The sequence below is a fragment of the Brevibacterium permense genome (assembly GCF_025506275.1).
GTDB classification, from domain to species: Bacteria; Actinomycetota; Actinomycetes; order Actinomycetales; family Brevibacteriaceae; genus Brevibacterium; species Brevibacterium permense_A.
This window is the reverse complement of record NZ_QYCP01000084.1, coordinates 78748-99925: the sequence shown is the minus strand read 5'-3', so window position 1 is coordinate 99925 and position 21178 is coordinate 78748. Positions and strand designations below refer to the sequence as shown.

Genomic DNA, 21178 nt, shown 5'->3' with positions numbered 1-21178 from the left:
TGTTCGACCGAGATGGCCGACTATTCCAATTCTAAGAAGTCCGTATTCGAGGGCGTGTCGCAACCATCAAACCCGCTTGGCACCAAGCGCGGCCCTGCAGAATGGGCAGAAGTAGACTCAGAAAATCTCGCAGTCGTCTTCGCCGAGCGCACAGTGATGCCGGCGCGTGGTTCGTGCTGTATTCGGTCGGGAGGGTGAGGTTGCGGGCCTTCAAAGTTGCTTCCGAACAAGCCAGATTAAGTGTCACCAAACCCTGTCTCAGTACCCACCCTGCCTCAGTGCCTTTGCCTCCATGGTGGACTCAACTGCTCGATGCCTGGACTACTTCTGCCTATGTTCGTCTCAGTTCCTAGTAGCATGAGGCCAGTCTCACCATCACCATCTTGATAGAAGCAGGAACTTAAATGAGTCATCTGGGTCCCTTCGTCTGGTCGATCGCCGATCAGCTTCGCGGAGTCTACAAGCCGCACCAATACGGCAGCGTCGTCCTTCCCTTCACGATCCTGCGCCGCCTCGATGCCTTGATGGCGACCACGCGCGACAACATGCGGACCCTAGCGTCGAAGTACTCCGGCGGTGTCCTCGAGGCACAGATGCGTCGAGCTACGGGTCTCTCGTTCTTCAATACGAGCCAATACGACTTCGACCGGCTACTCAAGGACCCGGACCAGTTGCGCGAGAACCTCATCGAGTACGTCACGAGTTTCTCGTCCAACATCGACGTGTTCGAGCAGTTCGGCTTCGAGCAGGTCATCAACACCCTCGATGACAACAACCGCCTCTACCTCGTCGTCGAGAAGTTCGCGGGGGTCAACCTACACCCCAAGGCGATCACCAACGCCGACATGGGCGACCTGTATGAGCACCTCATCTACAAATTCGCTGAAGCCTCGAACGAGGAGGCCGGCGAGCACTACACACCGCGCGATGCGATCCGCCTGATGGTCGACCTCCTCTTCGCCGAGGAGCAGGAGTCGCTGACCGGCGAAGGTGTCGTGCGCACCGTCTACGACCCCACCGCGGGCACCGGCGGCATGCTCTCGGTCGCGGAGGAACGACTGCACCGCCGCAACCCCAATGCGCGTCTCACCCTGTACGGCCAGGAGATCAACGCCCAGTCCTACGCCATCTGCAAGTCGGACATGATCTCCAAGGGCCAGGACATCGGCAACATCCGCAAGGGCGACACCCTCATCAAGGACGAGTTCTACCGCCGGACCTTCGACTTCTGTCTGTCGAACCCGCCCTACGGCGTCGACTGGAAGGCCGCCGAGGACTTCGTCAAGGAGGAGGCGCGCACCGGCGGCCTCGGCCGGTTCAACGCCGGACTCCCGTCCGTCAGCGATGGGCAGATGCTCTTCCTCCAGCACCTCGTGTCCAAGATGCGTCCCGCTCACGAGGGCGGTGGACGTGCCGGCATCGTCCTCAACGGCTCGCCCCTGTTCACCGGTGCAGCCGAGTCAGGGCCCAGCAAGATCCGGCAGTGGCTGCTCGAGGAGGACCTCGTCGACGCGATCATCGCGCTGCCGACCGACATGTTCTTCAACACCGGCATCGCCACCTATGTGTGGATCCTCGACAACGACAAGCAGCCCGAGCGCCGCGGCACCGTCCAGCTCATCGACGCCAGCGGCATGTGGACGAAGATGCGCAAAGGCATGGGCTCCAAGCGTCGCGAGATCTCGGTTGACCAGCGCGACGAGATCGTAGGCATATACGACGCTCACGAGGATGGCGAGCACTCCAAGATCCTGCCCACTAGCGAGTTCGGCTACTGGACGATCACTGTCGAGCGTCCACTGCTGGATGACGACGGTGAGGTGATCCACGACCGCAAGGGCAAGCCGAAGCCCGACAGCAAGAAGCGCGATACCGAGAACGTGCCGTTCACCTACGGCGGCAACACCGAGGGTGCACGCGGCAAGGACGCGACTATTGAGGCATACTTCGATGCCGAGGTGGCCCCGCACGTGCCTGACGCGTGGATGGATCACAAGAAGACCAAGGTCGGATATGAGATCCCGTTCACGCGGATCTTCTACAAGTACGTACCACCGCGGCCACTCGAGGAAATCGATAAGGACCTCGAAGCCAAGGTCGCCAAGATCCTCACGCTGCTGAAGGCGGTGGAAGCGTGAGTGATGTTCAGGAGGCCCCGGAGTGGATCGGATCCCTTCCGCGCCATTGGAGACTTACTCCGGTAGGGACACTCTTTGATGAGCGCAAGGAGTCCGTGAGCGATAGCGAGTTTCCAGCACTGTCGGTCACAAAGGGTGGGGTAGTGCCCCAGCTGAGCGATGTCGCCAAGTCCCAAAATGGGGATGTCCGTAAACTCGTGCGAGCAGGCGATTTCGTCATTAATTCTCGCTCAGACCGTAAGGGCTCCTCGGGAATTTCCGAGCTGGACGGCAGTGTCTCTGTTGTTTACACCGTCCTCCGCCCACGGGAGGGCCTCGATCTCAATTTCGCCCACCACCTACTTAGAAGCTCAGCTTTCCAAGAAGAGTTCTACAGGTGGGGAAGTGGCATAGTTGCGGACCTGTGGTCCACAAGATATTCAGCTATGAAGAGAATCGCGTTGCCCATACCGCCCCTCGACGAGCAGCGAGATATTGCTGACTATCTGGACCGTGAGACGCAGAAGATCGATGAGTTGATCACCGAGCAGCGCGGCCTCATCGAAACGCTGAGGGAACGACGTCGGTCGTTAGTGACTCGGCTCGTAACGCGCGGCCTCGATCGCCACGCAGACATGACCGAAGTCTCAAGCAAATGGCTGGATTTCGTCCCCGCTTCGTGGAGGCTAACACGGTTTAGATTTGTCGCCACAATCGGCAACGTCATGGTTGACCCCAAGGTTGGAGACGTCATGCACGATGTGCTCATTGCGCCTAATCATGTTGAGCGGAATACAGGCCGGCTGCTCGCAATCGAGACAGCGGACGCACAGGGAGCAGATTCCAGTAAGTACCGAGTTAAAAGTGGACAAATCGTCTATTCAAAAATTCGTCCAACACTTAATAAGGCAGTGACTGCTCCGTGCGACTGCCTTTGTAGCGCGGATATGTATCCCATCAGCTTCGATAGCGATCGAGTATCGAACCGCTACGCGTTGTATCAGATGCTCTCCCGGCCGATCCACGATTACGTCACCGAGCGATCAATGCGAGTGAAGATGCCAAAGGTGAACCGCGAAGAGCTCGCCGACCTCCCGTGGCTTCTTCCGCCATTTGACGTGCAGGAGGCGATCAGCGATGAGATCGACGAACAGACCTCCCGAATCGATGAGATTATCTCCGAATCCGAAGACCTCATTGCTCTCTCGCAGGAGCGCCGCGCGGCACTCATCACCGCAGCAGTCACCGGCCAGATCGACGTGAGGACGGCAGCATGAGCGGGCAGCATAAGGAGATCGAGTTCGAACGCGAGCTTGCCGAACACCTCGCCGCGAACGGATGGCTGTACTCCGAGAACGATGACCTCTACGACGTCGATCGCGCACTCGTGCCCGAGGACGTCTTCGCCTGGCTCCAGGAGACCCAGAAGGCGGCATTCGAGAAGTTCATCAAGCCCGGCTCGCCCGATGAGCACAAGCGCCGGAACATGCTGCTCGACCGTCTCGTCGCGAGCCTGGACAAGCCGATGACGGACCGCGAGGGTGCCCTGCGCACCCTGCGCAAGGGCTTCAACGTCGCAGGTCTCGGTGCCGGGTCGGCGAAGTTCGACATGATGCAAGCCAAGCCGGAGACTTCACTCAACCCATCGACGCTGGCCCGGTACGAGGCGAATCGGCTGCGCGTGATGCGGCAGGTCCACTACGGCGATGGCAACAAGTCCATCGACCTGGTGTTCTTCCTCAACGGTGTCCCCGTCGCCACGGCCGAGGTGAAGACGGAGAACACCCAGACGGTTGAGAACGCCAAGCAGCAGTACAGGGAGCGGGTGCTCCACCCCAAGGGGAAGAAGCCCTTTGCGCTGCTCGGCAACGGCACCAGGGCGCTCGTGCACTTCGCCGTGTCCGAGGACGAGGTCTGGATGACCACTAAGCTCGACGGCGGCAAGACGAGGTTCCTGCCGTTCAACCGTGGCACCGAAGACGGGGGTGCCGGCAACCCGCTGAACCCGAACGGTCAGAGGACCGCGTACTTCTGGGAGCAGGTGCTCCAGCGCGATGCGTGGCTGGCGATTCTCTCGCGCTTCATCTGGATCTCGGAGTCCCGGACCCGTGACAGCACCGGCCGGCAGAAGCGCTCGTACACGCTGATCTTCCCTCGGTTCCACCAGTGGGACGTCGTCGAGAGGCTCGGGCGAGCGGTGACCGATCCCGACCCCGACAGGCGGTTCCTCATCCAGCACTCGGCCGGGTCGGGGAAGACCAACTCGATTGCCTGGCTCGCACACCGTCTGGCACGCCTCCAGGTCGACAACGAGAAGGTCTTCGATACCGTCATCGTGGTCACCGACCGCAACGTCCTCGATGCGCAGCTGCAGGAGGCGATCCGGCAGATCGATACCGACAACCAGTCGATCGTGGGGACCATCGACGACAGGGCGATCCGCGAGTACGCCGCGCTCGACGAGGAGAACACGGCATCCAAGTCCGGAGCCCTGGGGCATGCCATCGAGTCTGGCAAACTGATCGTGGTCGTCACGATCCAGACCTTCCCGTTCATCCTCAGCAAGCTGCAGGACCCTAAGGTATTCAAAGGGCGGCGGTTCGCCGTCATCGCCGATGAGGCCCACTCGTCGCAGTCGGGCAACACCGCGGCACAGCTCAAGAGCGTGCTCACGGCCGAGCAGAAGGACGAGCTCGCCGAGACCGGTGAGGTCGAGGTCGACGCCGAGCAGATGATGATCAATCGGATGCTCAGCCAGGAGATGTCGGCGCGCGCGTCACACGAGGGAGTCTCGTTCTTCGCTTTCACCGCGACGCCCAAGAAGAAGACTCTCGAGCTGTTCGGACACCGTGACAGCGACGAGGGAGAGCCCAGGCCGTTCCACCTGTACTCGATGAAGCAGGCGATCGAGGAGGAGTTCATTCTCGACGTGCTGCGCGGGTACCGGACATACAAGATGTACTTCGACCTCGGCGAGAAGGTGGCCGGCTCGCTCGACGTCAAGGTCGATGAGACCAAGGCGAAGAAGTCCGTGATGCAGTGGGTGCGGGTGAACCCGACGACGATCGCGCAGAAGGCCGCGATCATCGTCGAGCACTTCCGCGACAACGTTGCCCATTTGCTCGACGGGTCTGCCAAGGCCATGGTCGTCTCCCCCAACCGGCTCGGGGCGGTTCGGTACAAGCGTGAGATCGATCGGTACATCAGGTCCAAGGGACTCGACTACGAGACCCTCGTCGCGTTCTCCGGTACTGTCGAGGACGCGCAGACCAGTGCCGTACTCGGGCTGGAGTCCTTGACCGAGGCGACGATGAACTCGGGTGCGCGGGACCTGCGCCAGGAGTTCAAGAGCGATCAGTACCGGGTGATGATCGTGGCCAACAAGTTCCAAACCGGGTTCGATCAGCCGCTGCTGTGCGCCATGTACGTCGACAAGAAGCTCTCGGGCATCACTGCCGTCCAGACCTTGTCCCGGTTGAACCGCACCCACACGACGGCGAAGGGGACGAAGAAGACCGCGGGGATGACCCAGGTCGTCGACTTCGTCAACGACTCTGCCGAGATCCAAGAGTCCTTCGAGCCCTACTTCAACGACGCGCAGATCGACGAGTCGACTGATCCGAACCTCATCTGGGACATCGTGTCCAAGCTCGACGGTGCAGACATCTATGAGGACGAGGAGGTCGAGCAGGTCGCGACGGTCTTCTTGACTGAGGGCACGGGAGCAGGGTCGAAGGTCAACGGGAAGATCTCGAAGAGCCTCGACCCAGCGAAGAAACGATTCCGCGACCGGTGGAAGCATGCGCAGCTGACCGAGGATCGCATCGAGCTCAACGAGCTCGACCTGTTTCGCAAGAACACGTCCTCGTTCATCAGTTTCTACGATTTCATGACCCAGGTCGTCGACTACGAGGACACCGATCTGGCGAAGAAGGCCATCTACCTGCGGCTTCTCGCGCCGCAGCTGAAGGATACCGAGGTCTCCGAGACCATCGACCTCTCCGACGTCGAACTGACCCGCCTCCAGCTCGTCGAGGAGCAACCGGTCGACATCGACATCTCGGCCGGGGGCGAGATCACCGGGACGACGGCAGTCGGGTCCGGCGAGCCTCGTGATCCCAAGTTGGTCGCGCTGCTGGAGGTCGTCCGTGAACTCTCGACCATGCTCGGAGAGTCCGAGGAGACCACCCAGGGCGCAGTGTCGACGATCCTCTCGAAACTCGGCGAAGATGAGACTCTCGTGCAACAGGCCAAGTCGAACAGCGAGTCACAGTTCGAGGAGAGTCCAGATCTCCAAGCGGGCACCGACGAGGCTGTCCTTGGTGCCGGGGACGTGTTGAGCCGGGTCAGCGAGATCATTTTCGCCGGCGATGCGAACGCCGAGCGGGCGCGTCAGCTGATCGGCCGCGCTTTCTACCATTCGCAACGTGTCGATCTGCACCCGGCAGAGGTCAAATTGGACAACTATCGCACGATCGGCGATTACTCGACGGCTAAAGACAAGACGAGCGAAGTTCGAAGTCACTAACCGTTGCCTCTGCTGCGGTTGAAGCCAGAGTACAAGCCCGCCTGTCGTCCGAGCGGCAAACAAGGACGCGCCCGCTCGATGATCTCAATCTCTGCATATGTCATGTGTTTCAGCTTCGTGACATTCTGCCCGCCGCCATGGAGATCAGGCGCCTCCTCAGCTCGTAGTCGCCTGCGCAATGAGCAGGCGGACCTCGGCAATGGCGCCAAGCAGCGGCAGATGAATGAGAACCTGCTCTGGCAGATTGCCAAACGTATCGCGCAATGCTTGCGCGTACACTTCCAACTGGCCGAGGTAGTTCTCACGGATATGCTCGATCGGGTCAGTACCGGGATAGGACTTGTGATCGACAAGGATGTGTACGCCATTCGGCAACACCAACCGCGCATCGATCCACCCCTCCATGACCTGGCCATCATCATTGCGCCACGCGATCGGGGACTCCGTGACCACCTCGGCGTCGGGGTACGTTGATGCGATCCACCCAGTCCACCGGCGTCCCAGCTCGGTGAGATTCTCGGGAGTCAGCACGCGGCCTGCGTCCCACCTGGACAGGATCCGTTCGGCCGCTTCGTAGGCGGCTTCGTGCGGCAGCTTGCTCAGCGGCAGACCGAGGTAGGTATGCACGGCATCACCGATCCGGTCCCAGTCCTTACCTCCCTTTGCGACTAAGGGCTCCCCCAAGTTGGCAATGAGTGCCACATCAGCCTGGACACCGTCGGAAGGTACCCCGCTGGCGGTGAACCGTGCTGGACGATGGAGTGGCGTCTCAGCCGGTTGTCGGGCAGGGACGTCCGTAGCTGCGTAGAAGGACGGAGCTGACGGTTCGAGCGACTGCTCGCCGTCGTCCTCGGCCTCGAGCGAATAGGCATTGATACGAATCGGCAGAGTATGCGGGTTTGCGCCGCCATCGTCGCCTGTTCGGCGCCGGGCCGCGATCTGTATCGTGCCGGCCTCGTTCACAGCAATGGAATCGCCGTCCGTGGCTGTCGGAACGTCCCACTGCAGGAGTTCGTCATCGACCGAAGCACTGAGCACGTTCAGCCTGCCTGCCGGATCGCCGAACGCCATGATGCTGTGGCACTCAGCCCGGGTGAGCGCGACGTAGAGCAGACGCGTAGTCTCCCTGTCTTCAGCGTCCTGGGCCCGGCTGACGACGTCGAGCTCACCGAGTCGCTGCTTCAGTGGCCCATAGTTCTTCAGCACACCCGGAAGGTAGCGCAGTGAGCGGTTCGCCAAGGGACGTCGGGCGTCGAAGATCGGGGCCTTCTCCACATTGATCTCCCTGTGCCCATAGTCCTTATCGATCGGGATCCCGACGACCACGACCGGCCACTGCAGCCCTTTGGACTGGTGCATTGTCGTCACCAGCACAGCGTCGTGAGCCGAGGTCTGCTCGTACGCTGTGGCCGCTTCTTTGAGATGATCGAGCAGTCCTGCGGGCGTCACCGGCATCCGTGTCTGGTGCGCCGCGTCCTCGTACTCCCCCGCGATCTGGCATAGCGCATCCAGTGTCGCCAGGCGTGATTCCGGAGTCGTCCAAGATTTGATTCTCTGCGGCAGGTCGAGCGCGTCGATGATCGCAAGCAGCAGTTCGACCGACGAGTGATGGGCGGCATTGACTGCCAGTTCGGACAGGGCGGTCAGCGTCGGATCATGCCACAATTCCTGCGGATGCTTGTGTCGCTGTTCCTTATCGGTGATCCTCGCCGTGTCTTCGAACCACGTGTCGTGTCTGCTGTGGTCCGGCATCAAGGTGACGAGCTCGGCCAGCGCCACACTGTCGTCGGGGTCGACGACAGTGGCCAAACCAGCGGCGACGAACTGTCCTTCCCTCGTCGAGAGCAGATCGGTCGTCGACCCGACCGCACGAATGCCCCGCGTTCGAAGCTCGGCGACGACGGAAGCCACCTGCGTATTCGTGCGCATGAGGACCGCAATATCGCCTTGGCTGACGGGACCATCCGGCAGTTGAGGCGAGCGCTTGAGAAGGTCAGTGACCCCCTCGGCGATAGTTCGCACCATCCGACTGTCCGACTGCGCGTCCTTTCCTTTGTCCGAGTTCGGAACCCACAGTTCCCTGCTGCCGATGCTGCGCAGGTGCTCACGCTGCGGTGGGATGCTCAGTGTCACCTCGTCGATCGGCTGATCGGAGAACACCTGGCCGAACAGCGTGTTCGACAGTTCGAGGGGCGCATCCGTCGACCGCCACGAGGCGCCGAGGTTCTCCGAGGTGGCCGTGCCCAGATCAGTCGTGCCATTGATGAGTGCGGAGAAGACCTCATTCATCAGGTCCGGATCGGCACCGCGGAAGCCGTAGATTGCCTGTTTGCGGTCACCGACCCAGATGACCTCGTCGACGAGGTCTGCCAGCTCCATGAAGATCGCCAGTTGGATGGGAGACGAATCCTGGAACTCGTCGACGGCCAGCAGTCGGTACCGGGAGGCGATCGAAGATCGCACCCGTTCGTTTGACTGGAGCAGGTGGAGCGCGCGGACTTCCTGATCGACGAAGTCCATCACGCCGAGGCGGTTCTTCTGTTCCTCGTAGGCGCTCAGTGAGGCGATCGCGGTGTCGATGACCAGGTTGATGAGCGCCTCGATGTCATCGTGGAAGGCACTGTTGGTCAACAGCTGATCGGACGCGAGAGGCCCGCTGGAGTTCTCGAGGATCTCGAGCGGAATCTTGCCCATTGTCTTTCCGCGCGGTCCGGCCGGATACTTCGCCTCGGCCACCTTCGCCCACGTCGACCATGGGACGTGTGCGAAGGGTTTGGCCTCCTCGGCGTGGACATCGAGGTTACGCAGGAATTTCTCCAGCCCTGCGAGGCTGTCCTCAACGTTTGGAATGCTGCCCTTCTTCACGGTTACGCGAGATTCGACCGATGGCGGTGCATCGTCTAGCGCGCTGTTGAGCGCGGTGCGAAGTTCCTCGATGTCGCTGGCCAGACAATCGCGCCAGGTCTGTCGTTCGTCGGAACGTTTCTCTGGAAGCGCCGAAAGGTACAGTTCTGCCGAGGCTCGGGCGGAGGAGCGCAGTTCAGCCTCGCCGAGGTGGTTCGCCCGTGCAGCCTCCGCCACAGCCTTGACGAGTCGTGACCAAACGATCGGACCGTGGCCCCACGAGCCCTGGTCGTCAGGGCTGCCGTTGTGGCCCGTCCGCAGGAGGAGGTCCCGGTGGGTTGCTTCGGCCTCGGCGACGACTTCATCAACAGCTGCGGCGAAGACACTTGCCTGCTCCGTTTCGTCGAGGACGCGGAGCTCCGGGGAGAAGCCGGCATCGATGGCGTAGTCGGTGACGAGTCGGCCGGACATCGAATTGATGGTGCCGATGAGTGCGGTGCTGATCTCTTCGGCCGCAGCGATGTTGCCATCGTCGAGCAAGCGTTTCTGCGTCTTCTCGACAAGGTCGGCGGCGGCGCGGACGGTGAAGGTGGTGGCGATGACATCACTCGCTCGTAGTGGGGACTCCCCTGGCGTCGCTGGTTGTGAGAGTCGCTGCGAGAGGACCTCGGTCAGGCGGTAGGTCTTGCCAGATCCCGCCGAGGCGGTGATGACGTGGACGCTCATGAGTGGTCTCCCGCGATGCCATAGATGAGGTTGAAGTCGCTATAGGATTGCGGCTTAATGACGAAGAGTCTCTGATCTGCCAGTTCCTCTTCCTTGAAGGCTTTGAGGGCCTTGGTCACGTCTGTGCTCCGCACTCCTGGCGCGGTTTGCAGCTCCGCGTGGATGTCGGCGCTCGGCGAGTCGAAGCATCCTGTGGCGATGTGCGTGAGTGCTGTTTCGACCGACCGTTGGATGATGGGCCAGAGTCCGGCAGGATCTCCGCCAAGGCCGTTTCCTTCGTCGTCGAAGCTATCGGCCCCTCCCCCAGTAAAGTTCGGGTCGAGAGCGGAATCCGTCGAGACGAAGCGTCCTTGTTTGAGCATGAAGTACGAAGTCAGCGGGTTTGCTCCGCTCGGAGTATCTGCCGTACGGGAGTACACGCTGAGCTGTACGGCTTCCCCGTCGTCGATCATCGTCCGGTATCTCTTGTCATAGTTAGCCCATTTGAGGTCGACGATCGCTGGACGCCCATCGCCAAATGTTCCTTCGAGGTCGCGTTGACCGCGCAGCGGAATCACTTTCGGTGTGCCGGCAATGGTCAGTGTCCAGTCATAGGTGAAGTCTGCCTCGGCGGCAGTGAGGTGTACTCCCCTGTCTTGCAGCGCTGTGAACAGGTGTGTGAGTGAGGCGAGCGCTGTGGAACGGATTGTGTTCCTGCGCGTTCGCTGGCCGGGCAGGACGAGTTCCGAGGCGAATCGCGGCACCAGCCGGTCGAACGTCGTTGCAATCGCCGAGGGCGTGGGGGTGTTGTCGCAGCCCGTTTCTCCGGCGTCGACGAGGTGTTGGACGACGGCGTGGACGAGTGTGCCGATCATGCGATTCTCGACGGGAATGTCGAAAGTGTAGCCACGCGAGAGTCCGAGTGCTCGATTAAGGGTCCACTCGAGCGGGTCGCTGAGCAGCTGATCGATCTGCGTGTAAGACAGTGTCTCCGGCAGCAGGTGGGTGAAGTCGCCTTCGAGGGTACGCGAGACGGTCTGCGGCGGCTCGATATGCTCGGATGGCGCGAGGTCGGTCGAGACTGTCACGTTGTTCAGCCGCCATGATCCGTCGTCGATCAGTGCGGCCACCGGTTTGGTGATCGTGGGGTGGGAGAGAACGGCGTCGACGGACTTCGTCTCGAACTGCTCGGGATCGGCGGTCGCCAGGCTTTCGGCGAGTCGGGAAAGTACTGGGTGGAGGGAGACCTCTTCTCCGCGAACTGTGTCAGGGCAGAAGCACAGAAGCGTGTGAGCCGACCGGAGTCCTCGGAGTTCGGCTGCCTGGCGGAGCCGTTCGCGCTCGGTGGCGGGCGAGATCCGGCAACCTGCGGCGGCGAGCGCCTCGACCTCTGCGGGGTCCCAGGTCGCAGCCTCGGACTGTGTGGCGCGGCGTGATGACCACCAGACGATCATCTCTGCGCCAGCGGGAACCTCTGAGGGGTCGTTGACGACCGTCCATGCGGCGGCTTGAGCGCTGGCAGTCGTATGAGTCGACCGGGGCGCGCAGGATTCGGCGATGTCGAAGAGTTCTCGGACCCGCAGGGTGTCGACGTCCAGTGCCGTGAGAGCGGCACGGAAAGAAGCGATCTGGTTCGATGCCTCGGCGAGGAATGTAGCGGTCGTGCTGTGTGAGCTTTGGGCAGTCTTCTGCTGGCGGAGAGTGAGCTTGCGCAGGCGGGTGCTCAGCCAGTCGAGGGCTGGCTGCAAGGAGTCGAGCGTGAGGTGGTCTTCGACGATCTCTGGCGGGGAGACTCGCAGGATACTGTCGAGGGTCTGCGCGGTCTCCCTCGCTGTCGCGCTTGTGTCGGGGTCCTCGTACGCGCGAGCCTTCAGTGTCTCGAGCGCCTTCATCCACGCCGACGCGGGGTCCCCGGAGATTCCGGGTTCTTGAGTCAGTGCGCCGAGCAGCGTGGACGAGACCGATCGCGGCACGAGAGTCAGCGCCGGTGTCTCGGGGCCGTCGGAGCCGAAGGAGAGGTGGAGGAACTCGGCGACTCGTCGAATGTCTATCGGTGGCAGGACCGCGCTGAGAAAGACGGGCAGCACCTGGGCGGACGGAGTCGTCGGCGATGAGTTCGGGGCTCCCAGGCCGGGAGCCTTCCGCCGCGCCAGCTGCTGGTCAAGGACCGTGGTGGAATCGCCGGCGATGATGCAGATCCGCTCACGGTCGGACACGTGGGCGAGATACCGTGCGGCCGCCTCGGCGGTGGACCATTCATCTTGGCCACGGACGACGGTGAGTTTCGGAGTCGCGGTGCTGGGAATCACCTCGGTGATGATGACGCCGGCGTTGTGCAGGGCGGAGACGATGTCTTGCCACACGGGCGGGAGGGCGTTGCGTTGGTCGCGGAGTTCGACCGTGTCTATACCAAGCGGCCAGTTCGTGCCGTGGAGTTGGAGCAGTTCGAGGACTTCTCTCAGGTCGTCGGCGCGTCCGGGTGCGAGGGTCGCGGTCGGGTCGTGAGGTGGTCCGAGGGCAACGTGCCTTTCAACGGTTGCCAAGGCGTCCAAGCGCGGGTGGCTGGTGTAGTCCTGGTCGTCGGTGGTCGGGTGCCACCCTGCTTCGATTGCGTCGTCGCGCAGCTGTAGGAGGTGGTGGGCGGTGTTCCATGGATCGTTGGCGAATGACCGGCGGTACCAGGGGTGGTCGGCCTGAGTCAGGAGGGAGCGGTATTGCGCGATCCGCACCGGTCGCTCGACCGTGGGCCGAGTCGTACCGAGTCGGGTCTGGAGGATGCCGAGGAGACCAAGCGGCCCGGTGACGACGGTGGTGCCGGCAGCACTGTTCGACCACGGGGCTCGCTCAAGATTCCAGCCTAAGACGATACGCATTTAGGGTCCTTCCAGGTCAACGCTGTCGCGCACCACCTGTCACTCAGTCACAAAGAGAAGTAGTAGTCCCGGATGTACTGCGACATCAGTTTCCGCCGTTCATTGAGGAACTGCGAATAGTTCTCTGCCGTCGTAGTGCGAAGTGAGCTCGGTACGGCGTTCTCCTTGAACGATTGGTTCAGATCATCCTCGGTGGCGATTTCACCAAGAGACAGGCTCCCCGAGTCGATCTGCCGATCGATCCTGTCGATGTAGGAGGCTGGCTCAGAATCCTGGATTGCGATGTTGACGGGTGTTTCCGTGATGGCAAAGTTGGCAATCTGGTTGTACTGATTTCTATCGCTGACCCCGGACCTGACGAGGTAATTCTTCGGAACGAGATGGTGGATATCTCCGCTTTCCTCGGTCATCTGTCGGACAGTGATGTGTTTGGAAAGGAACCCACGAGCGTTCTTGTGAATCTGTGCGGCTCGGAACGTGTTGAAGTACGGGCTGCGGGTGCTCGTCGTGATCATGTTCGACGGGAGCTCGACATTCCAGAATCCATCGGTGAGTTGGCCTCGCTCGATTTCGTCGAGGAGTCCCGCCGCACCCATTTCGGCGATCTTCCTGATATCGGCTTCGAATCGGGTTTCGAAGGAGCCTGAGTACCTGCCGGTAAGCATCGACATCGCAAACCACCGACGGACGATCGATTTGATCTCTCCGTCCGGCAGGTCTCCCGCGGCTTTGAGCTGGATGAACAGCGCGTATGCAAAATTCAGGGCGTTCGTTGAGCTGATCATCTTCGCAGCGATGAAGCCAGAGGACTTGATGGTGAGAAGGAACTGTTGATAGTTGTACTGATTGACGATCTCGAGAAGCACCTTCTCGAGCGTTTCAAAAGAACTCTGTGCAAGCTCATCGCTGAATGTTCGTGTGTCGAAGTCTCGGCCTGACAAGAGGCTGACGAGGGACGACATGCGTCCACGGCTGAAGCCGCGCAGTCCCGCGACTCGAATGACGTCGGTGTAGTCAGGGTCATAGAGATCCGAAGTGTCATTGCGCAGCCAGGCAATCTTTTCCAGGTAACCTGCTTCGGCGAACGATCTGTCGTTTTGCGAGATGTCAGAATACGCATGAGGGTGCTTTGCCAAGTGGCAGAAGTAGTCAATCAGCTTCCGCAGGTTGGAGCCATATTCGCCGTGGCTGGAGATCTTGCTCATTGCAAAATCTGCTCCAGAAAGCGTGACACCCTTCGAGTTGATTCTGATGAAGATCTCGGTGACCGTGTTGATATCGAGGTCATCGGCCAATGTGATGATGCCGACCTGGGCGTTGTGGATTCCCGCCAGTTTCTCAAAGGCGCGCACGACCGCGGTTTCGTCCGCGTCTGGATTGCCAGAAAGGTACCTGTTGATCGATCCGAAAGTAGTCGCGGACGAGTTCATGAACTCTGCGATATCAGACACCCACGCCTCATCCCGGTCAATGAATGGCGTCAGGGTCTCAAACTTCTCAGTTTGAGGATTGAACGCGATTTTGATGCGCTTCTTCGCGTAGTTCTTATCCACCACTTCGCGCCCGACAAGCGCTGCAGTCAAGGCTGTGATTCGCTGCTGTCCATCGATGAGGATCTGTTTGAAGCCCGACGTCGAACCGTCCTTGAGCCCAACGTCTTGGCTTTGCCATGTGATGAGATATCCAACCGGGTAACCGTTGTAGAGCGAATCCAGAAGATCTCTGACCTTCGTCGATGACCAAACGAACGGACGCTGAAGCTCTGGAATCGCGATCTGTCCGCTCTTCACCCAAGTGAGGAGAGTTTCAACCTGCTCCTGCCGCACCGTGTACTTAGCCACGTTGGTTCCTTCTTTCATCGACAACGTACGTAGATCACGCCTCGATCAGATTACAACAGCCGCCGTCTAACGGGGGGTGAAGGCCGCAAGACAGAACCATTCGCACTCCAAGCTCGTTGAGTACAGTCCGATACCTTGCCTGCCCCCGCAGCACAAGGCTGCCCACCTGCGAACCACAAAGACCACTCAGAATCACCACCCAATCCTGCACGGTCACTCGGTGAAATTGCCATCATCACTGCTGGCACTTTTTACATAGTCATGGAACGCCGAAAAACGCAGAGATCGCAGAGGAAACTGCGTTGAAACACGTAACGCATCCTCTATGTCAGCGGTGACGTCTACTGTTGTTTCCAGTAACTCACAAAGGAGACAACGATGAATGTTCGTTCCGTTACGCCGACTCCTATTCGGACGTTGATCAGCCCTGCCCGCAACCTCAATGACCCCAGCGCTCCTTTGCCCGCTGAGCTCCCCGGAACGGGATCTGCGGCGCCTGTCAACGCTATCGATTCTGCGAGACCACAGGACGACTATTTCATCAACATCGTTGCCTCGCGGCCGAGCAGTGAAGTCAACCCCGACCTCTGGAGCTGGCAGGCAGAAGCCCTCGGCGCCTGGCATCAGGCAGGTTGTCGTGGTGTCGTCGAAGCAGTCACCGGTGCCGGAAAGACCATGATCGGAATCACGGCAGCATACGAAGCGTTTCGCCAGGGCATAAAAGTTCTTGTGCTGGTACCGACGGCGGAGTTGCAGATCCAGTGGCAACAACGGCTGATGGAGTCGTTGCCGCAGGCAGATGTCGGGACTCTGGGTAATGGACGACAGGATGCACTTAGCTCGTGCGACATTTTGATTGCCATCATCAATTCGGCAACGCGAGGAGCGCTGCTGAGGGAACACTCTCAGGGCATGCTGATCGCTGACGAGTGCCATCGCTACGCGGCGAAGACGTTTGCAAAGGGTCTGCACTCGGGTTTCAGTTATCGCCTTGGGCTGACTGCCACTTACAAACGTCCGGATAATGCTGAGGCAACTGTCCTCGAACCGTATTTCGGTGGAGTCGTCTTTCAGCTATGGTACGACCGGGCTCTCCGAGATGGCGTGATTGCTCAGTTCGACATCGCATTTGTCGGAGTGACGTTGACTGATTCGGAACGCGGAGAGTACCAAGTCGCCAGTTCCGCTGTGAGCAAGCTCGGAATGTCTTTGAAATCCAAGTTGGAGTTGCAGTCCGCTCCGTTTGAACAGTTCATGAGTGCCGTTCAGGCGCTGGCCAGCAGGAAACAGGATCGCTCGCCCGTCGTGTTCATGGCTCGAAAGTATCTTGAAGCGGTGGTAAAGAGGCAGCGTGTACTCACCAACGCAAAGAACAAAATGAAGGTCCTCAACGGCATCGCTCCCGTAATCGCCGAGTCGCAGGGAACCCTCGTATTCTCCCAAACGGTCGATTCGTCGACACAAGCCGCGCAGCTTCTTCAGCGCTGCGGAATCGAGACCAAGGCCGTGTCCTCAGAGTCGAAGCCGCATGAGAGGCGTGGCGCGATGCAACTGTTCGCGAATGGCGTCGCCAAGGTGCTGTGTGCTCCGCGCATCCTCGACGAGGGAATCGATGTCCCCGATTCAGATCTGGCTGTCGTCCTTTCCGGGAGTAAGCAGCCCCGACAGACGGTGCAACGTCTCGGTCGAATCATCCGACGCAAGTCAGACGGGCGCCACGGACGCTTCGTCGTGCTCTACGCGGTGAACACGATCGAAGACGAGAAGCGCAATCAAGAACAGCAGTTCGGCGCAGTACTTCCATCGGCCAGGCACATTGTTGACTTCGATGAGACGGAGATTCGCGAACTGAGGAAGTTCCTCAGAGCGCCGGCTCCTGAACTACCTGATGAACCGACTCAGTCGCGTCCGATTCAGGACAACTTGGAGGAGCCTGCTCTGACTTCGGAGACTGAAGATGCTTCTCACGATTCGACGCCTTCCCGCGAAGGCAGCGACGCAACTGGAGAGCTCGAATCCCCCAATGTCGTTCCGAAGCCGGTTCTGCTGCTCAAAGACATCGACGATGATGACGAACCTCGCGAAGTGCTCCGTAAGGTTCCTGATACCGATGATCTTGTCGGCATCTATCTGAAGCAGATCGGTCGGTTTCCGTTGCTCAATGCCGCAGAAGAGGTTGAGGTTGCGAAGCGCATTGAGGCCGGAATGTTTGCTGATCATGTCTTAGCCCTCGGTCGGTACTCCACTCGCCGGGAACGCCACGATCTGGAGTGGGTCCGTGCTGACGGTCGAGCTGCCCTTAACCAAATGGTCTCGTCCAATCTGCGTCTCGTGGTCTCGATCGCCAAGAAGTACGTGGGCAGGAAGTTGTCCTTCCTTGACCTCATCCAGGAGGGCAATCTAGGTCTGGTCCGCGCGGTCCAGAAGTTCGATTTCACCAAGGGCAACAAGTTCTCGACGTATGCGACGTGGTGGATCCGCCAGGGAATTGACCGAGGCGTCGCTGACTTCTCCAATACGATTCGCATCCCGGTTCATCTCGTCGAGAAGTTCCCGGAATACTGGAATTGCAACCACGATGAGGTAACTCGCGAGGCGTGCAACCATGACCATTCGAAAATCGAACAGGCATTAGGGATGCAGCCGGCTTCACTCGACGCGTACCTAGATTTGCAGTGGGACGGACATTACGCCGAGAGCCACATATCATTCGATGATCGCATTGCCACGCCGGAGGTATTCACGGATGACCCGGAGACGAGGATGCTCGACGCCGAGTTCCTCGAGGAGGTCAATTCGGCCATCGACAAGCTGCCCATCCGCGAAGCCGAGATCGTGCGGCGACGTTTTGGTTGGTACGGCGGAGAGCCGCAGACTCTTGACACCATCGGCAAGATCTTCGACGTCACTCGCGAGCGCATCCGACAGCTGGAGAAGATTTCGATACAGACTCTTCGGGAAGCGATGTTGACAAGTGCAGTCGTCGAGGAAACTCGATATGGGCCGAGCCGCCCACAGCGGCTTGCCTCACCGGTCAAACCAATTGAAACGAGAATCCAAACCATTTCAGATGCGGACGACGGGCCCGCCGGACCAGTTCCGAGCACAGGAGAGGCAACGAAGGCCCAGTCGGGCAAGTTAAACGCGAAAGCGCGACAAGCAACTGCCCCTGAACCGACCGATCCGGCTCCTCGATTCGACGCAGTTGAGCCAACTCCGTCATCGTCACGAAATCAACGAAGAGAGTTCAAAGCAAAGATGCAGAAGCGGAGGGGCTCGTTTTACCTCCGTTCCTAGCTTGAAGCCCAGGTGAGGTATGCAAAGAGGATGAATGAGCATTTGCTTGAGCCCTGACGATGGTGCATTGAGAGGCAGTTGACTAATACGCATTGCACCGACTTCTTCGCTCTGTTCTCGAGTTTCCACGAGTACGTCGAGTTCTTCCTTCTCGACGACCTCTGGGACAGCCGAGCTTCGCGGATCAGGTTTTTTCATCATTTCGATGACTTCTCGACCCCGGCTGTGCCAAAGACTCCGGGCGACCTCATCGACTATCTGCAGGCGAACAATGAGTTCATTGAAGCCCGCAACCGACGGATCGCCCGGAGTCTAAAGTAGTCCCTATTCTTCGACGCGCTCAACCTTGCCGACAAGGAACACGTACGACAGCACGCCCACGATCGTAATCGCGGCCATGTAGACAAACGCCGGCGCAAAGTCGACGTCAGTGACGAGGAATCCGATGACGATCGGAGTGGCGATTGATGACAGGTTGCCGATGAAGTTGAACATGCCGCCCGTCAGACCCAAGAGTCGTTCCGGTGCCAACGCTGATACCAGCGACCACGTGATCGAGGCGAAGCCATTTCCAAAGAACGCGATCGACATAAACACGATGACCAAGGCCGACGAGTCCGTGTAGTTGGCGCCGAGCATGAACACTGTCATCGCCAGGCCAATGATGATTGGCAACTTCCGAGCTGTACCTAGCGACAGCCCCTTCTTCACCATGAAGTCGGAGACCCACCCGGAGAGAAGCACACCGACGAGCGCGGCGATGAACGGCAGAGAAGCCATGAAGCCCGACTCGATGTAGTCCATTCCGCGGTAGTCGACGAGGTAGGTTGGGAACCACGTGAGGAAGAACCACAACGTCGATGTCAGGCAGAACTGACCAAGGTAGATTCCCCAGAGCTTCCGTCGGGTAAGTACGACCTTGACGTCGGTCCACTTAAGCTTCGGCTTGGCCTCCTTCTTCACGCCCGTCTCGACATCGACCAATCCCCCGCCCGAGGCAATGAGATCGATCTCGGCCTGGTTGACTCCCGACTTATCGCGCGGCTCGCGGTAGACGAACCACCAGATCGCGGCCCAGATGAGGCCGACAACACCGGTGAGGATGAACACCCAGTGCCAGGTGAGCACCGTCTGCAGCCACGACAGCACAGGAGTGAGCAGTGCGAGACCGATGAACTGGCCCGAGGTGTAGAAGGCGATGACCCGTCCGCGTTCACGCTCCGGGAACCACGCGGTCGCAACCTTGTTATTGATGGGGTAAGCCGGTGCTTCGAAGCCACCGACCATGAGCCTGAGGATAATGAGTGCGACGAACCCGCCGGACATTCCCATGAAGAGTGTGGCCAGGGACCACAGCACCAGGCATGAGGCGTAGAGCACGCGTGGTCGCACGCGGTCGACGAGCCATCCGCCGGGCAGCTGCATTGCCGCATAGGTCCAGCCGAACGCAGAGAGCAGCAGCCCCTGTTGTCCTGTGGTGAGGTCGAACTCCTGGGACAGAGCCGGCATCGCGATGGACAGGTTGGCCCGGTCCATGTAGTTGATGACGACGGTGATGAAGAGCAGAACCGCGATGATGTAGCGGATCCGTGTGGGGCGAGTGGCGACTGCGGTGTCGAGTTTCGTCATGGCGTCGGGTTTCCGGTTTCTGTTGAGTTGCTGGTTACGCGTATCGGAGCCCGCAACAGGAGCAGGTAGGCGATTCCCGCAATCACTGCGACGACGGCGCCCAAGAGGAAGGGAACGAGGTATGAGCCGGTGGTCGTCACCAAGACTCCGGTGAGCCAAGGCGAAAGTGAACCGGCGAAGTAGCCGCCGAAGTTCTGGATAGATCCCAGTGAGGCGACGCGACTACCGGTGACCACATCAGCAGGGATTGACCACCCCACGGCGCTCAGTGCTCCGCAGAAGAACAGTGCGAGGCTCATAGCCGACAGTTGGAGAACAAAGTGGCCAGTGGTGACTCCGACAAGGACTGAGCATACGGCGAGCGCGCCGCCATAGATCGCAGCGATCTGACGTTTGCAGACTAGAGGAGCCAATTGGTCCCGCATCCGCGAATACTTCGTAGTGAACCAGCCGCCGAGGATACCGCCGATGCCTCCGACCGCGAATGGAATCGCCGTGTACCACCCCAGTGCGGCATCGGCCACAGAGTAGATGTCATTGAGCATCAGGGGCAGAAAGGTCACGAAGATGTTCAGTGTCCACACGACGGCGACGAATCCCAGCACCATTGCCCAAGTTTGGGGCTTGGTGAAGAGCTTCAACCAGGGGATGTGACCGGTCGGGGCATTGTCGTCTTCTTCTCGAGCTCGGATGTGCTCGAGTTCAGCCGCCGAGACCCTGCGGTCATGCTCCGGGGAACGGTAGAAGACCCAGAAGCCCACTGCCACGATGACACCGAGCACACCGAGGATGACGAACATTGCTCGCCAACCGAAGCCCATAATGAGGAAGGTGAGGATCGGCGGAGCGACGGCGGGTCCCCATTTGCTTCCCGAGTCGTAGACGCCGACTGCAGCTCCGCGCTCTCGGGGTGGGAACCACTCGGCGACTATCTTCGCTGAAGTAGGCGATACTGGGGCTTCGAAGACTCCGAGCAGGACTCGTGACACCATAAAATGCCACATGTGGTGGCCAAAAGCCATCAGCGCAGTGGCGATCGACCAGAGCCCCAACGCCATGACGTATACCGGCTTCGCACCGAGACGATCGGTCAGCCATCCACCTGGCAGCTGAAAGAACGCGTATGTCAGTGAGAACGCGGTACCCAACAGCCCGATGTCCGCGGCGGTCAGACCGAGTTCGTCGATCATGTGTGGAGCTGCGATCGACAGTGACGATCGATCCATGTAGTTGATCATCATCGCTGCGAGCAGCCATCCGAGGATCCACCACCGGGCTCTTCCTGGTGAGGCTACACGTCGCGACACCGTAGCTTCAGGCTTCGAGCTCATCGTTGAACACCCT

Annotated in this window: 10 protein-coding genes; 5 read left to right on the top strand and 5 right to left on the bottom strand. The window is 60.0% G+C overall.

Features of this window, described 5'->3' with window-relative positions:
* Positions 1-404: 404 nt before the first annotated feature.
* The 3 genes from D3I60_RS08185 to D3I60_RS08175 all read left to right on the top strand — a co-directional run bounded on the left by D3I60_RS08185 (position 405) and on the right by D3I60_RS08175 (position 6645).
* Positions 405-2138, top strand: coding sequence for a type I restriction-modification system subunit M (locus tag D3I60_RS08185; protein WP_262775642.1), 1734 nt, complete (start codon positions 405-407; stop codon positions 2136-2138).
* Between the two features lie 95 nt (positions 2139-2233).
* Positions 2234-3394, top strand: a complete 1161-nt coding sequence (locus D3I60_RS08180; protein ID WP_262775641.1) for a restriction endonuclease subunit S — start codon at positions 2234-2236, stop codon at positions 3392-3394.
* A complete protein-coding gene (locus tag D3I60_RS08175) occupies positions 3391-6645 on the top strand; it encodes a type I restriction endonuclease subunit R (RefSeq protein ID WP_262775640.1) in 3255 nt (1084 codons plus the stop codon). The genes D3I60_RS08180 and D3I60_RS08175 overlap by 4 nt, the downstream gene beginning before the upstream one ends.
* A 156-nt stretch (positions 6646-6801) precedes the next feature.
* On the opposite strand, the gene D3I60_RS08170 is transcribed toward D3I60_RS08175, so the two are convergent.
* From D3I60_RS08170 to D3I60_RS08160, 3 genes are read right to left on the bottom strand one after another with little or no spacing between them, the layout of a single operon-like run.
* A complete protein-coding gene (locus tag D3I60_RS08170; RefSeq protein WP_262775639.1) occupies positions 6802-10215 on the bottom strand; it encodes a UvrD-helicase domain-containing protein in 3414 nt (1137 codons plus the stop codon).
* Positions 10212-13067, bottom strand: coding sequence for a PD-(D/E)XK nuclease family protein (locus tag D3I60_RS08165; RefSeq protein ID WP_262775638.1), 2856 nt, complete (start codon positions 13065-13067; stop codon positions 10212-10214). Before D3I60_RS08165 ends, D3I60_RS08170 begins: the two co-directional genes overlap by 4 nt.
* A gap of 47 nt (positions 13068-13114) precedes the next feature.
* Positions 13115-14908, bottom strand: coding sequence for a GmrSD restriction endonuclease domain-containing protein (locus D3I60_RS08160; protein ID WP_262775637.1), 1794 nt, complete (start codon positions 14906-14908; stop codon positions 13115-13117).
* 378 nt (positions 14909-15286) lie between these two features.
* Between D3I60_RS08160 and D3I60_RS08155 the strand changes: the two genes are divergently transcribed.
* Entirely contained in the window at positions 15287-18205 is a 2919-nt protein-coding gene (locus tag D3I60_RS08155; protein WP_262775636.1) for a sigma-70 family RNA polymerase sigma factor, read from the top strand.
* 78 nt (positions 18206-18283) lie between these two features.
* On the top strand, positions 18284-18526 hold the full coding sequence (locus D3I60_RS08150) for a DUF6994 family protein (RefSeq protein ID WP_262775635.1): 243 nt from the start codon (positions 18284-18286) through the stop codon (positions 18524-18526).
* A 3-nt stretch (positions 18527-18529) separates the two neighbouring features.
* Here D3I60_RS08150 and D3I60_RS08145 read toward each other — a convergent pair whose 3' ends face one another.
* Positions 18530-19834: an MFS transporter gene (locus D3I60_RS08145; RefSeq protein ID WP_262775634.1), complete on the bottom strand. Its 1305-nt coding sequence runs from the start codon at positions 19832-19834 to the stop codon at positions 18530-18532.
* Positions 19831-21165 carry an MFS transporter gene (locus D3I60_RS08140; RefSeq protein WP_262775633.1) on the bottom strand — a complete coding sequence of 445 codons (1335 nt, stop codon included), beginning with the start codon at positions 21163-21165 and terminating at the stop codon, positions 19831-19833. The genes D3I60_RS08145 and D3I60_RS08140 overlap by 4 nt, the downstream gene beginning before the upstream one ends.
* Positions 21166-21178: the final 13 nt, after the last annotated feature.